At 63.7% G+C, this 12,526-nt stretch carries 11 protein-coding genes; 5 read left to right on the forward strand and 6 right to left on the reverse strand.

The genetic code is table 11. The features are described 5' to 3' along the window. Positions 1–558: 558 nt before the first annotated feature. The 3 genes from cysD (at position 559) to ACK5L9_RS04780 (ending at position 4,091) form a co-directional block, all read left to right on the forward strand. On the forward strand, positions 559–1,494 hold the full coding sequence (gene cysD / locus ACK5L9_RS04770) for a sulfate adenylyltransferase subunit CysD (RefSeq protein ID WP_416910316.1): 936 nt from the start codon (positions 559–561) through the stop codon (positions 1,492–1,494). Beyond that, positions 1,494–3,416, forward strand: coding sequence for a sulfate adenylyltransferase subunit CysN (cysN, locus tag ACK5L9_RS04775; protein WP_416910306.1), 1,923 nt, complete (start codon positions 1,494–1,496; stop codon positions 3,414–3,416). Before cysD ends, cysN begins: the two co-directional genes overlap by 1 nt. A gap of 249 nt (positions 3,417–3,665) precedes the next feature. Beyond that, complete coding sequence (locus tag ACK5L9_RS04780) at positions 3,666–4,091, forward strand: GFA family protein (protein ID WP_416910307.1); 426 nt, start codon at positions 3,666–3,668, stop codon at positions 4,089–4,091. A gap of 142 nt (positions 4,092–4,233) precedes the next feature. Here ACK5L9_RS04780 and ACK5L9_RS04785 read toward each other — a convergent pair whose 3' ends face one another. Both ACK5L9_RS04785 and ACK5L9_RS04790 read right to left on the reverse strand, forming a co-directional pair. Beyond that, on the reverse strand, positions 4,234–4,623 hold the full coding sequence (locus ACK5L9_RS04785) for a MerR family DNA-binding protein (protein ID WP_416910308.1): 390 nt from the start codon (positions 4,621–4,623) through the stop codon (positions 4,234–4,236). Further along, entirely contained in the window at positions 4,620–7,118 is a 2,499-nt protein-coding gene (locus ACK5L9_RS04790) for a heavy metal translocating P-type ATPase (RefSeq protein WP_416910309.1), read from the reverse strand. Before ACK5L9_RS04790 ends, ACK5L9_RS04785 begins: the two co-directional genes overlap by 4 nt. Positions 7,119–7,255: 137 nt before the next feature. On the opposite strand from ACK5L9_RS04790, the gene ACK5L9_RS04795 reads away from it, so the two are divergent. Beyond that, positions 7,256–7,459: a heavy-metal-associated domain-containing protein gene (locus ACK5L9_RS04795; RefSeq protein ID WP_416910310.1), complete on the forward strand. Its 204-nt coding sequence runs from the start codon at positions 7,256–7,258 to the stop codon at positions 7,457–7,459. Positions 7,460–7,469: 10 nt separating this feature from the next. On the opposite strand, the gene ACK5L9_RS04800 is transcribed toward ACK5L9_RS04795, so the two are convergent. From ACK5L9_RS04800 to ACK5L9_RS04815, 4 genes are read right to left on the reverse strand one after another with little or no spacing between them, the layout of a single operon-like run. Then, positions 7,470–8,672 (reverse strand): M20 aminoacylase family protein, encoded by a 1,203-nt coding sequence (locus ACK5L9_RS04800; protein WP_416910311.1) that lies wholly within the window; start codon positions 8,670–8,672, stop codon positions 7,470–7,472. Between the two features lie 10 nt (positions 8,673–8,682). After that, positions 8,683–9,198: a TRAP transporter small permease gene (locus tag ACK5L9_RS04805; protein WP_416910312.1), complete on the reverse strand. Its 516-nt coding sequence runs from the start codon at positions 9,196–9,198 to the stop codon at positions 8,683–8,685. Positions 9,199–9,228: 30 nt separating this feature from the next. Beyond that, on the reverse strand, positions 9,229–10,197 hold the full coding sequence (locus ACK5L9_RS04810; RefSeq protein WP_416910313.1) for a TRAP transporter substrate-binding protein: 969 nt from the start codon (positions 10,195–10,197) through the stop codon (positions 9,229–9,231). A 32-nt stretch (positions 10,198–10,229) separates the two neighbouring features. Next, positions 10,230–11,510, reverse strand: a complete 1,281-nt coding sequence (locus ACK5L9_RS04815; RefSeq protein WP_416910314.1) for a TRAP transporter large permease — start codon at positions 11,508–11,510, stop codon at positions 10,230–10,232. A 169-nt stretch (positions 11,511–11,679) separates the two neighbouring features. On the opposite strand from ACK5L9_RS04815, the gene ACK5L9_RS04820 reads away from it, so the two are divergent. Further along, positions 11,680–12,526, forward strand: an 847-nt coding sequence (locus tag ACK5L9_RS04820; protein ID WP_416910315.1) for a LysR family transcriptional regulator, incomplete at its 3' end; no start/stop codon positions are given.

Genomic DNA, 12,526 nt, shown 5'->3' on the forward strand with positions numbered 1-12,526 from the left:
CGGCAACATAGGCCGGACACATCCTCCCCCGCGTCTTGTGCCCAAGCGCCGCAACGAACGGCGCCAGCCAACCCTCCAGATCGTCCCGCCAGGTTCCCATAAACCGTCAGCCTCCCTCAATGCTGGCTCCCTATGAATCACCCAAAACACCTCCCGTGAAGCCGGAGAATATCGCGTCAGCGGAAATTCGCCAAAGTAGTGCTAACCTGACACATTCTGGGGTCAGTTCACAAACATGGAACAGCATCTATGCCCGCAAGCCATTGTTCGGACTCACATCCGCTCTCTCGCCGATTCACGAAACCTGGGAAAACGACAACAGCGCCGAATATCGGCTTTTCATCTTCTGAACCCGCGCGGCAACGCATGCGGCGCGGGTTTTGAATCCGGTTGTGCCCGCCGCACGGAAATCGCTGTTTCGTCGCAGGCGGCAGATCGCGAACAAAAGTCCCGAAGGGCTACAAAAACCGAAATACTTGGGCTGCAATTGCCGGTCCCCCTTGGTCTTGCCGCGCAAATCTGCGAAACCCGCCGCGCACAGAACAAGAGTCGATGAACATGATATCCCATCCCGCCGCCGATACCGGGATCAGCCAGGCCACGCTGACCCATTTGCAGCGACTTGAGGCCGAAAGCATCCACATCATGCGAGAAGTCGTCGCCAGTGCCGACAATCCGGTGATGCTGTACTCTGTGGGCAAGGATTCGGCCTGCATGTTGCATCTGGCCAAAAAGGCCTTTTACCCGGCGCCGCCGCCCTTTCCGCTGTTGCATGTCGATACCACATGGAAATTCCGCGCCATGTACGATCTGCGCGACCGCGCGGCACAGGCTGCCGGGATGGACCTGCTGGTCTATCACAACCCCGAGGCGATGGAGAAGGGGATCAACCCCTTTGACCATGGCAGCCTGCATACCGACATGTGGAAGACAGACGGCCTTAAACAGGCGCTGAGCAAGTATAATTTCGACGTGGCTTTCGGCGGTGCCCGCAGGGACGAGGAAAAGTCGCGCGCCAAGGAACGGATTTTCTCGTTCCGCTCGGCCAATCACCGTTGGGATCCCAAGAACCAGCGCCCCGAGCTTTGGCGTCTGTACAACACCCGCAAGGCCAAGGGCGAATCGATCCGTGTCTTTCCCCTGTCGAACTGGACCGAGCTGGACATCTGGCAATACATCCATCTGGAAGGCATCGACATCGTGCCGCTGTATTTTTCCGAACAGCGCCCCGTCGTGGAACGCGACGGCCTGCTGATCATGGTGGATGACGACCGTTTCCCGCTGCGCGAGGGCGAGGTGCCGATGATGAAATCGGTCCGCTTCCGCACGCTTGGCTGCTATCCCCTGACCGGCGCGGTGGAATCCGATGCAAAGACCCTTCCCGAGGTGATTCAGGAAATGCTGCTGACCACCACCTCGGAACGTCAGGGCCGCGCCATCGACCACGATCAGTCCGCCTCGATGGAGAAGAAGAAGCAAGAGGGGTATTTCTGATGGATGCCAAGAATAATGACCCCGTCTATGTCACGGATTCGCTGATCGCCGAGGATATCGACGCCTATTTGCTGAAACACCAGCACAAGACCATGCTGCGCTTTATCACCTGCGGCTCGGTCGATGACGGCAAATCGACGCTGATCGGGCGGCTGCTTTACGACAGCAAGATGATCTTTGAAGATCAGCTTGCGTCGCTGGAAAATGATTCCAGATCCGTGGGCACCCAGGCCGGAGAGATCGACTTTGCGCTGTTGGTTGACGGTCTGGCCGCAGAACGCGAACAGGGCATCACCATTGATGTCGCCTATCGCTTTTTCGCCACCGACAAGCGGAAATTCATCGTCGCCGACACGCCGGGGCATGAGCAATATACCCGCAACATGGTCACGGGGGCCTCGACCGCCGATCTGGCGGTGATCCTGATCGACGCACGCCAGGGCGTGCTGACGCAGACGCGGCGGCACTCTTATCTGGTGAAACTGCTGGGCATCCGCAATGTGGTGCTGGCGGTGAACAAGATGGATCTGGTCGATTACTCGGCCGAGCGGTTCTATGAAATCGTGTCCGACTATTCGCATTTCGCCAAGGAAATCGGCATGGACAGTTTCCTGCCGATCCCGATTTCCGGGTTGAAGGGCGACAATATCGTCAGCCCCAGCCAGAACATGCACTGGTTCCAGGGCCCGACCCTGCTGTCCCATCTGGAGGACGCGCCCATTAACGACGCGCAGATGCAGGACCACCCGTTTCGCATGGCGGTGCAATGGGTAAACCGGCCCAATCTGGATTTCCGCGGCTTTGCGGGCCAGATCGGCGCGGGCGTGGTGCGTCCGGGCGATGCGATCCGCGTGCTGCCCTCGGGCAAGACCAGCACGGTGAAATCCATCGTGACCTTTGATGGCGATCTTGACAGGGCGGTTGCGGGCCAGTCCGTGACCCTGACCTTTCAGGACGAGATCGACTGTTCGCGCGGCGATGTGATCGTCAGATCGGACGAACCCTGCGAGGTCGCCGACCAGTTCGAGGCCACGCTGGTCTGGATGGCCGAGGAAGAGATGCTGCCCGGCCGTCCCTATCTGCTGAAGATCGGCACCCAGACCGCCACCGCCACCGTGACCGAGCCGAAATACGAGGTGAACGTCAACACGCTGGAACATCTGGCTTCAAAGACGCTGGGACTGAACGCGATCGGCGTGGTCAATATCTCGACCGACCGGGCTATCCCGTTCGAGGCCTATGGCCAGAACCCCGACCTTGGCGGCTTTATCTTGATCGACCGGATGACCAACGCGACGGTGGCTGCCGGGATGATCCATTTCGCCCTGCGCCGCAGCCAGAACATCCACTGGCAAGCCGTTGATGTGGACCGTCAGGCCCATGCGGCGTTGAAGAACCAGAAAGCCGCCGTGGTCTGGTTCACCGGCCTTTCCGGCTCGGGCAAATCGACCATCGCCAATATTGTCGAGAAAAAGCTGCACGCCCTTGGCAAGCATACTTTCCTGCTGGACGGTGACAACGTGCGCCACGGCCTGAACCGCGATCTTGGCTTCACCGATGCCGACCGGGTGGAAAACATCCGCCGCGTGGGCGAGGTCGCGCGCCTGATGACCGATGCCGGGCTGATCGTGCTGACCGCCTTTATCTCGCCCTTCCGGTCCGAGCGGCGGATGGTCCGCGACCTGATGGCCGAGGGCGAGTTCATCGAGGTGTTCGTGGATACGCCGCTGGAGGTCGCCGAACAGCGCGACGTCAAGGGCCTGTACAAGAAGGCGCGCTCGGGGCAGTTGAAGAATTTCACTGGCATCGACAGCCCCTATGAGGCCCCCGAGCTGGCCGAGCTGATCGTGAACACGGTCGATCTGACCGCCGAGGAAGCCGCCGAAAAGGTCGTCTCCCGTATCCTGAACCTGACGGCATGAGGCTATGGGGCGGGCCATGCGCCTGCCCTCGGTTCGGGATGCGGGGCCGTGCCCCGGCGGGGACCGTTTGCACGGCGTCACCGCCGGAGGTTTTGCGTCCCGCGATAGCCGGGGGAGCTGTGCGCCCCCCGGACCCCCTGCAAGGGCCTGCGGCGGGCTTTTTTGCGGGTGGTGCAGGCCCGACCAAACCGGGCTTGTCCACTGCGGCTGGTCCGACTATGGTTTCCCGACCACAGCGAGATGCCAGCGATGACCACCGAAAGCCCCCGGTACGATGCTGCCTGCCATTGCGGCGCGGTCAGGTTCCGCGTCCGGCTGCGCGATGCTTTCAACACCATTCGCCGGTGCACCTGCTCTTATTGCCGGATGCGCGGGGCGGTTGCGGTATCCGCAAGGCTGGCGGATATCGAGTTTATCCGGGGCGAAGACATGCTGACGCTGTATCAGTTCAATACCGGGACGGCGAAGCATTATTTCTGCCGGGTCTGTGGCGTCTATACCCATCATCAGCGCCGCTCGGATCCGCAGGAATTTGGCGTCAATGTCGCCTGTCTGGACGGTGTCAGCCCCTTCGATTTTCCCGAGGTTCCGGTGATGGACGGCCGGTCCCACCCCTCGGATACCAAAGCCGGGCCTCGTGTGGCGGGAATCCTGCGGTTCGACGCGGCCGATTAGCGCCGGAACCGCCCGATCCCTTGCCGCCATGCGCAAGGCGGGGGGTCCGGGGGGCGCAGCGCCCCCGGCCACCGCGGGACGCAAATCACCCGGCGGTGACGCAATCCCCGAGGCGGTCAACCCGAAGCGCGTTTCGCCGGGGTCAGTCCTTGCCGCTCAGCCCGTCGAGGATGGCGCAGTGCGGGTCGTCATCGCCCCGGCAACCGGAAATCAGTGTCTCCAGCGTATGCTCAAGCTCTTGCAGTTGCGCGATCTTGTTGCGGATGTCGTCGAGATGTTCCAGCGCCAGATCGCGAACATCGCGGCTGGCGCGGGTCCGGTCGCAGTAAAGGCCCATCAGCCGCCGGCATTCCTCCAGCGAAAAGCCAAGGCGGCGGGCGCGGGACAGGAAGATCAGGCGGCGCTGGTCCTCGGGTCCGAAATCGCGATAGCCATTGGTGCCCCGGCGGGGCGAGATCAGGCCGATTTCCTCGTAATAGCGGATGGTCTTGCTGGGCAGGCCGGTGGCCCCTGACATTTCCCCGATATTCATGCGGCTGCCTTTCGTTCCTGCCGGGGCAGGACCGCCCGAGCCTGTGCCGGATCCGGCCCGTTTGCCGGCCCGGCGCGGTGCAGGCGCAGCGCGTTGGTCAGCACAAAGACGCTGGACAGCGCCATCGCCCCCGCCGCCAGTACCGGGGACAGCATCGTCCCGTTCAGCGGATACAGGATCCCGGCGGCAACCGGGATCAGCGCGGTGTTATAGCCAAAGGCCCAGAACAGGTTCTGGCGGATATTGCGCATGGTTGCGCGGCTGACGGCAAAGGCGCTGGCCACACCTGCAAGGCTGCCGCCCATCAGCACCACATCCGCGCTTTCGATGGCGACATCCGTGCCCGAGCCGATGGCGATGCCGGTATCGGCAAAGGCAAGGGCGGGGGCATCGTTGATGCCGTCGCCGACGAACGCCACCGGGCCATGCGCCCGCAACTGCCGCAGCGCCTCGACCTTGCCGTCGGGCATGACCTCGGCCACGACCCGATCTATGCCCAGTTTGCGCGCCACGGCCCGCGCGGTTGCCTGCCCGTCGCCGGTGATCATCGCCACCCGCAGGCCCTGCGCGTGCAGATCGTCGATGGCGGCCCGCGCGCTGTCCTTGACCGGATCGGCCACCGCGATCATCGCCACCGCCCTGCCATCGCGGGCGGCGAACAGAACCGTCTGGCCACCCTCTGCCAGAGCGGCGGCCCGCGCCTCAAGATCACCCATGGCGATGCCTTCGCGGGTCATCAGCCGTTCGGCGCCGATCAGCAGCTCATGCCCCCCGATGCGGGCGCGCAGGCCAAGGCCGGTCAGCGCCTCGAAGCTGTCAGGCGCGGGCAGGCGCAGCCCCTCGGCCCGCGCAGCCGCGACAATGGCCCGCGCGACGGGATGTTCCGACCGATCCTCGGCTCCGGCCACCTCTGCCAGCAATCCGGCGCGGTCGATGCCGGGCGCGGTCTCGAATGCGGTCAGGGCGGGGCGGCCCATGGTCAGCGTGCCGGTCTTGTCCAGCGCGACCGTCGCCACGCCCTGCAACGATTGCAGCGCATCGCCCTTGCGGAACAGCACGCCCAGTTCAGCGGCGCGGCCCGTGCCGACCATGATCGAGACCGGAGTGGCCAGCCCCATCGCACAGGGACAGGCGATGATCAGCACCGCGACCCCTGCGACAAGGGCATGGGTCAGGCGCGGTTCCGGGCCGAACCCCAGCCACAGGCCAACCGTCAGCAGCGCCACGGCCAGAACGGCGGGAACGAAATACATGGTGATGCGGTTCACCAGCCCCTGTATGGGCAGACGCGCGCCCTGAGCCTCTTCGACCATGCGGATGATCTGGGACAGGACGGTATCGGCGCCGACCCGCGTGGCGCGGAACACCAGCGCGCCATTGCCGTTGACCGTGCCACCGGTGACAGGCGCGCCCGTGGTCTTTTCGACCGGCACCGGCTCGCCCGTGATCATGCTTTCATCGACCCATGAAGCGCCCGACACGACGAGCCCGTCCACCGCGATCCTTTCGCCGGGCCTGAGATGAACCAGTTCGCCCGCCGCAATCTGTTCGACGGGCAGTTCGGTGACGGTACCGGCGCGTTCCACCCGTGCCACGCGTACGCGAAGGCCTGCCAGCTTGCGGATGGCCTGCCCCGTGCGGCCCCTCGCGCGGGCCTCAAGGAACCGGCCCAGCAGGATCAGAACGACAATGACCGCCGCCGCCTCGAAATAGACGGCGCGGCTGGTATCGGGCAGCAGGCGGGGCAGAAAGGTGGCGACGGTGGAATAGCCGAATGCCGCCGCCGTCCCAAGCGCGACCAGCGAATTCATGTCGGGCGCACCTTTCAGCAGCGCCGGTATCCCGCGCGAAAAAAAGCGCCGCCCCGGCCCGGCCAGCACCAGCGCGGTCAGTACGAACTGGATCAGCCAGGATGTCTGCGTCCCGATGCTGCGGGCGATCAGGTGGTGAAAGGCGGGAACCACATGGCCACCCATCTCCAGCACAAAGACCGGTACGGCCAGCGCCGCCGCGATCAGCAGATCGCGCCGCAGCCCCGCCATCGCGGCGTCCTGACCGCGATCCGCTGATGCAGGCTGATGGGGCCGCGCGGGATAACCTGCCGCTGTCACCCCGGCGGCGATACGCGCGGGGTCCAGACCTTCGGCATGGCGCAGCACCGCCTGTCCCGAGGCCAGGTTGGCATGGGCCGAGACCACGCCCGGCATCGCCGTCAGCACGCGCTCGACCCGCCCCACGCAAGAGGCGCAGGACATGTCCCCGACATCCAGAACCGTCACGGTCAGCCGTGCAGGATATCCGGCCTCTTCCAGCAGTCCGGCGACCTGCGCCGCAGTCACGCGGCCATCATGTTCGATCACCGCGCTTTCGGTGGCCAGGTTGACCCGCGCAGCGGTCACGCCGGGCATGGCTGTCAGCGCAAGCTCGACCCGCCCCACGCAAGAGGCGCAGGACATCCCGTCAATGCCGATATGCAGGCTGGTATCGTCACTCATGGCACGCTCCTTTTCAGGTTCGGCCTGTCATATAAGGGTTCCGGCGACTGGAAGGTCAAGGGCGACAAAAATTCTCTTGACCTTCCCGTTGCCGGAACCCCCCATCTGCTTGAGGCTACATACCGAAAGGACAGAGCATGAGCACAGAATCCGTCTTTATCGTTCCCGACATGACCTGCGGGCATTGTGAAAAGGCGCTGCGGGGGGCCTTTGACAAGGCCGTGCCGGGCGTTCAGATCAATATCGACCTTGGCCAGCACCGGCTAAGCGCGCCGGTCGATTCCAAGCTGGCACGCCAGATCATTGTCGGGGCCGGATACACGGCCAGGTCTGCCGCGTAGGGCTGCGCCGTCAGATCCGCGCGCCTTCGGTCAGGCCCAGTTCGGCCTGAACCAGGTTCAGCCAATAGGTGACGCCGATGGGGATCAGCGCGTCGTTGAAATCGTATTTCGGCGTATGGACAAAGGCCGCCTCGGGGCCGTCGCCATTGCCGATCATGACATAGGCGCCCGGCACCTTTTCCAGCATGAAGGCGAAATCCTCGCTGGCACCCTGAGGGCGGGCGGTGGCGTTGACCTGATCTTCGCCCACCGTCGCGGCGGCGGCGCGGGCGGCCAGTTCGACGCTGCCCGCCTCGTTCACCACGGGGGGATAGCGGCGGGTATAGATCAGCTCGGCCCCGACCTCATAGGGATCGGCCGCGCCTTTCGCCAGCGCGCCGATCATGTGTTCGACCGTGTCGCGGATTTCCGGCGTATAGGTGCGGGCGGTACCGCGTACCGTCACCTCGGAGGGGATGATGTTCGGGCTGTCATATTTGCCCGCCGCGATATGCCCGACCGAGATCACGGCGCTGTCCATCGCCGGAACCCTGCGCGAAATCGCCGAGCCGATCGAGGCGATGAACTGCCCGGCGGGCACGGTCGGATCGGTACCGCGTTCGGGCATTGCGCCATGACCGCCCGTACCGCGAAAGCGCACCTCCCATGTGTCGCCCGCCGACAGGAAACCGCCCACGCGGGTTGCCACATGGCCAAGCGGCTGTTTGGGGTTGTTATGCACGCCATAGACCGCATCGCAGGGGAATTGTTCGAACAACCCGTCCTCGATCATCACCCGCGCGCCGCCCAGACCTTCCTCGGCGGGCTGAAAGATGAAATGTACGGTCCCGGCGAAATCGGGATCCTGCGCCAGCTTTTCCGCCGCGCCCAAAAGCATGGTCGTGTGTCCGTCATGGCCGCAGGCATGCATCTTGCCCGCCACGGTCGAGGCATAGGGCAGGCCGGTATCCTCTTCGATGAACAGCGCGTCCATATCGGCGCGCAGACCGATGGTCCGCTGGCCGGGCCGCTTGCCCTTCAACGTGCCGACCACGCCAGTCTTGCCCAGTCCCCGATGCACCGCAAGACCCAGCTTTTCCAACTGCGCGGCGACCAGATCGCCGGTTCGGCGTTCCTCGAACGCGGTTTCGGGATGGGCGTGGATGTCGCGCCGGATCGCGGTCAGACGGTCGATGAAATCCCGGTCGGACCGGATTGTGTCAAGGGTGGGCATTCTGTGTCCTTCAATCGCGTTTCGTCAGGCCGGAGGCGATCATCGCCAGCCCGTGCAGCAGGATTGCGCAGATGAACAGCGGCACGGTGACGGCAACAAAGATCATCGGCAGGTCAAAGGTTTCGGCCTTGGTGTGCAGGCTGCGCGACAGGAACGAACGGGCCATGCTCATTTTGGGACCGAAAAAGCAGAACCACAGAACCGGCCCCAGAAACAGCCCCACCGCCGCAGCACGGACCGAACCGGCGATCAGCCGCCTGCCGCGCGCCGTATCGCCGGAAAAGCTGACCAGCGCCGGGTCGAACCCGGCCTTGAACGACACGCTGGCCCCCAGCAGACCGACCCAGACCATCGCGAAACGCGCGGCCTCTTCGGTCCAGGCGGGCGGCGAGGAAAAGCCATAGCGGGCCAGCACCTGCAAGCAGATCAGGCCCACCATCATCAGCAGGAAGAATATGGCGACCACCCGCAGGACACGGTCCACAGCGTTGCTGGCGGTATTCAGGGCGGCGGCGATGGCGCTCATCTGCGGGCTCCTTGCGGGCGGTCGTCCGGGTTACTTCACGAAGGGGGCGATCACGTCGATATCGGCCTGCGGGGCCATCGACGGCCAGACGGCCTTTGTCGCCTCGACGAATTTGTCGCGTTCGCCATCCTTCAGCGGAACGATTTCGATCCCGCCATCCTGAATGATCTTCTCAAATTCCGGGGCCATTTCCTGCGCCCATTTGCGATTGGCGGTCGCGCCTGCCTCGACAGCGGCATCGACCCAACCCTTTTCCTCGTCCGACAGGTCATCGTACCAGTCAGCCGACAGCATCACCACCTTGGGTACCGGGCCGGCATCCATCGGGGTGTAGTATTTCAGCAATTCGGTCTGGCCCGCCGCAACCACGGTCGAGGGCGGGTTGAAATGGCCTACGGCAACGCCGGTTTGCAACGCATTCGGCGTTTCGGCCCAGCTTACCACGGTCGGGCGTGCGCCCCAGGCCTCCATGTATTTCACCTGATCGCCGTTCTGCGCCCGCAGCCGCAGATCCTTGACATCGGCCATCGAGGAAACGGGCGTGCCGGTGGTGAACAGCCCCAGCGATCCGCCGCGCATGGCGAAACCGGCGATGCGGATGCCCAGATTGGCCGCCTCTTCGTTGATCCGGTCCAGCGCGCCGGATTCCCTGATCGCGCTGTCGAATTGCGCGTCGTCCTTGAACAGGAAAGGCAGGAACAGCACGCGCGAGAAATCCGAGGATTTGAACAGCATCCCGCCATTGGCCAGATTGACATTGATCAGCCCCTGCGAAGTCTGGTCGAAACGCTCGCTTTCCTTGCCCATCGAGTTGGCAGGATGGATGACCGTCTCGACCCCATGTTCGCCCAGACTGTCGGCAAAGGCCTTGATGAACACATATTCGGCATCGCGCTGAAGGTCTTCGGTGCCTGGAAAGGCGATGACGACCTCATCCATGGCATGCGCGGCACTGGCCAGCGACAGCGCGCTGATCGAGGCAAGCAGCAGGTTTTTCATGATGGCTCTCCCAATGGTGGTTTCTATGTCGGTCAGTGCAGGCCCAGAATGCGCGGCAGCGTCAGCGTGATTGCCGGAACATAGGCCAGAACGAACAGCAGGATCAGTTCGGCGATCAGGAAGGGCAGCACCGCGCGGACCAGCCGCCAGTAACCGATCTCGACCACGGTGGACAGGATCAGCAGCACACCCCCCAGAGGCGGCGTCAACAGCCCGACCGTCAGGTTGAAGCACACGACGATGCCCATATGCACCGGATCGACCCCCATCGCGATCGCGGGCGGAATCAGCAGCGGACCCAGCAGCGCGACCGCTGCCTTGACGTCCATGAACATGCCCGCGACGATGAAGATCAGGTTCAGCACCAGCATATAGCCGTATGGCCCCAGCCCAAGCGCGCCGATCAGATCGCCCAGTTTGCGCGGCAATTGTTCGATCGAGGTCAGATAACCAAAGGTTGCTATGGCCACCAGGATGATGAACACCGCCCCCGACAGCATCACCGTGCGCAACAGCGATTCCCACAGGTCATTTGTGGTGATCCGGCCATAGAACTTGCCCACCGCATAGGCCGCGACCACAGCGACGCCCGCCGCCTCGGCCGGGGTCATGACGCCGAACAGGATGCCCGACAGCATGATCACAGGCAGGGACAGCGCCGGAAGGGCATGCAGCAGCGCCGGGACAAAGGCCGGGATCTCGCTGCCCTTGCCGCCGGGATGATCGTCGCGATGCGCGTAATAGGCGTTGATCGCCATCAGCACGGCGGCCAGCAGCAGCCCCGGCACGATCCCCGCCGCGAACAGCGCCACGACCGAAGTGTTCAGCAGCGCGCCGTAAAAGATCAGGATGATCGAGGGCGGGATGATCGGCCCGATGATCGACGAGGCCGCCGTCACCGCCGCCGCGTAATCGCGCGTATAGCCCTGCTTTTCCATCACCGGCACCAGCGTGTTCCCCAGCGCCGCCGCATCCGCCGTGGCCGACCCCGAAATCCCCGCGAAAAACACCGATGTCAGGATGTTCACATGCCCCAGCCCGCCCTTCAGCCGCCCCAGCAGCGACATGGAAAACCGGATCAGCGCCTCGGTCACACCGCCGCGGTTCATCAGCTCGCCCGTCAGGATGAACAGCGGCATGGCCAGAAAGGCAAAAACGTCAAGCTGGCTCATGACCTTTTGCGGCAGCGCAGCCAGATAGCGCGTCTGGTCGAAGGCCCAGAAGCCGAGGATGGCCGAGCTTCCGACGAAATAGGCGATGGCCGCCCCGGCAAAAACCGAAACGAACAGAAACAGAAAGGGAATGGCTTGCATGGGCGGTCTCCTTGCCGCCGATTGGAAAACGCGGCGCGTCTATAGTCAATCATATAATTTTTATGCGTGTTATAGCATTTGTCTATTGATTATGGCCGGATTGCAGAAATACTGGGCAGAATTGCCTATTTCCCGCCGCTTTCCGCGACAACATAAAAGCATTGCTCCGATGAACAGTCCCAACCTGCACCGGTTACAGATTTTCCGAATCGTCTATGAACGGCTGAATATCAGCGCCGCCGCCCGCAAGATGGGCCTGTCGCAGCCGACCGTCAGCCGCCATCTCGCCGTGCTGGAGGACGAACTGGGTTTTCGTCTGTTCCGCAACGCCGGGGGCCGCATCGAACCCACATGGGAGGCGCAGCGCCTTTACGCCGAAACGGCCGGCCTGTTCGAACGCGTCTCGCAGGTCGAACACGGGATCGAGGCGATCCGCCGGGGTGCGCGCGAAACGTTGCGGATCATCTGTTCCTCGGCGCTGTCGATGTCGGTTGTGCCAACCGCCCTGGGCGCGTTGTACCGCCGGATGCCCGAACTGGACATGACGCTTGAGGGCGGTGGCCAGCGTGCCCAGATCGAGGCGCTGCGCAGCAATGCCGCCGACATCGCCGTCGGCGGGCGGGTGCGCCAACCCATCGAACTGCGCCAGACGGTGATCGGGGATTTTCCGCTGGTCGCGGTGGTACCGCGCGATCATCCCCTGGCCGCAGAAGAGGTCTTTGATCTGGCATTTCTCGCGGAATATGGCAGCGTCATGCACAATCCGCAGGCCCCTATCGGCGAATTTCTGTTCGAGGAACTGCGCCGCCGGGGCATTGCCCCGAAACGCTATCTGTCCGCCTTCACCTTGCCCTTTGGCGTCAGCCTTGCCCGGCACACACATCTCTGCACCGTCACCGACCGCTTTTCCGCGAATTTCCTGGCTGGCGACGACATGCTGATCAAACCCCTGACCGAACCGCTGGTTCTGGATCTGGTAACGATCGAGCCCGCCGCCGCTGGCCAGCGCGGCAGCA

Source organism: Paracoccus sp. (in: a-proteobacteria), from assembly GCF_047973135.1.
In the GTDB taxonomy this organism is placed as follows: domain Bacteria; phylum Pseudomonadota; class Alphaproteobacteria; order Rhodobacterales; family Rhodobacteraceae; genus Paracoccus.

Coding starts and splice junctions, on each gene's coding strand:
- cysD (WP_416910316.1), top strand. CDS start 559: ATGATATCCCATCCCGCCGCCGATACCGGGATCAGCCAGGCCACGCTG.
- cysN (WP_416910306.1), top strand. CDS start 1,494: ATGGATGCCAAGAATAATGACCCCGTCTATGTCACGGATTCGCTGATC.
- ACK5L9_RS04780 (WP_416910307.1), top strand. CDS start 3,666: ATGACCACCGAAAGCCCCCGGTACGATGCTGCCTGCCATTGCGGCGCG.
- ACK5L9_RS04785 (WP_416910308.1), bottom strand. CDS start 4,623: ATGAATATCGGGGAAATGTCAGGGGCCACCGGCCTGCCCAGCAAGACC.
- ACK5L9_RS04790 (WP_416910309.1), bottom strand. CDS start 7,118: ATGAGTGACGATACCAGCCTGCATATCGGCATTGACGGGATGTCCTGC.
- ACK5L9_RS04795 (WP_416910310.1), top strand. CDS start 7,256: ATGAGCACAGAATCCGTCTTTATCGTTCCCGACATGACCTGCGGGCAT.
- ACK5L9_RS04800 (WP_416910311.1), bottom strand. CDS start 8,672: ATGCCCACCCTTGACACAATCCGGTCCGACCGGGATTTCATCGACCGT.
- ACK5L9_RS04805 (WP_416910312.1), bottom strand. CDS start 9,198: ATGAGCGCCATCGCCGCCGCCCTGAATACCGCCAGCAACGCTGTGGAC.
- ACK5L9_RS04810 (WP_416910313.1), bottom strand. CDS start 10,197: ATGAAAAACCTGCTGCTTGCCTCGATCAGCGCGCTGTCGCTGGCCAGT.
- ACK5L9_RS04815 (WP_416910314.1), bottom strand. CDS start 11,510: ATGCAAGCCATTCCCTTTCTGTTTCTGTTCGTTTCGGTTTTTGCCGGG.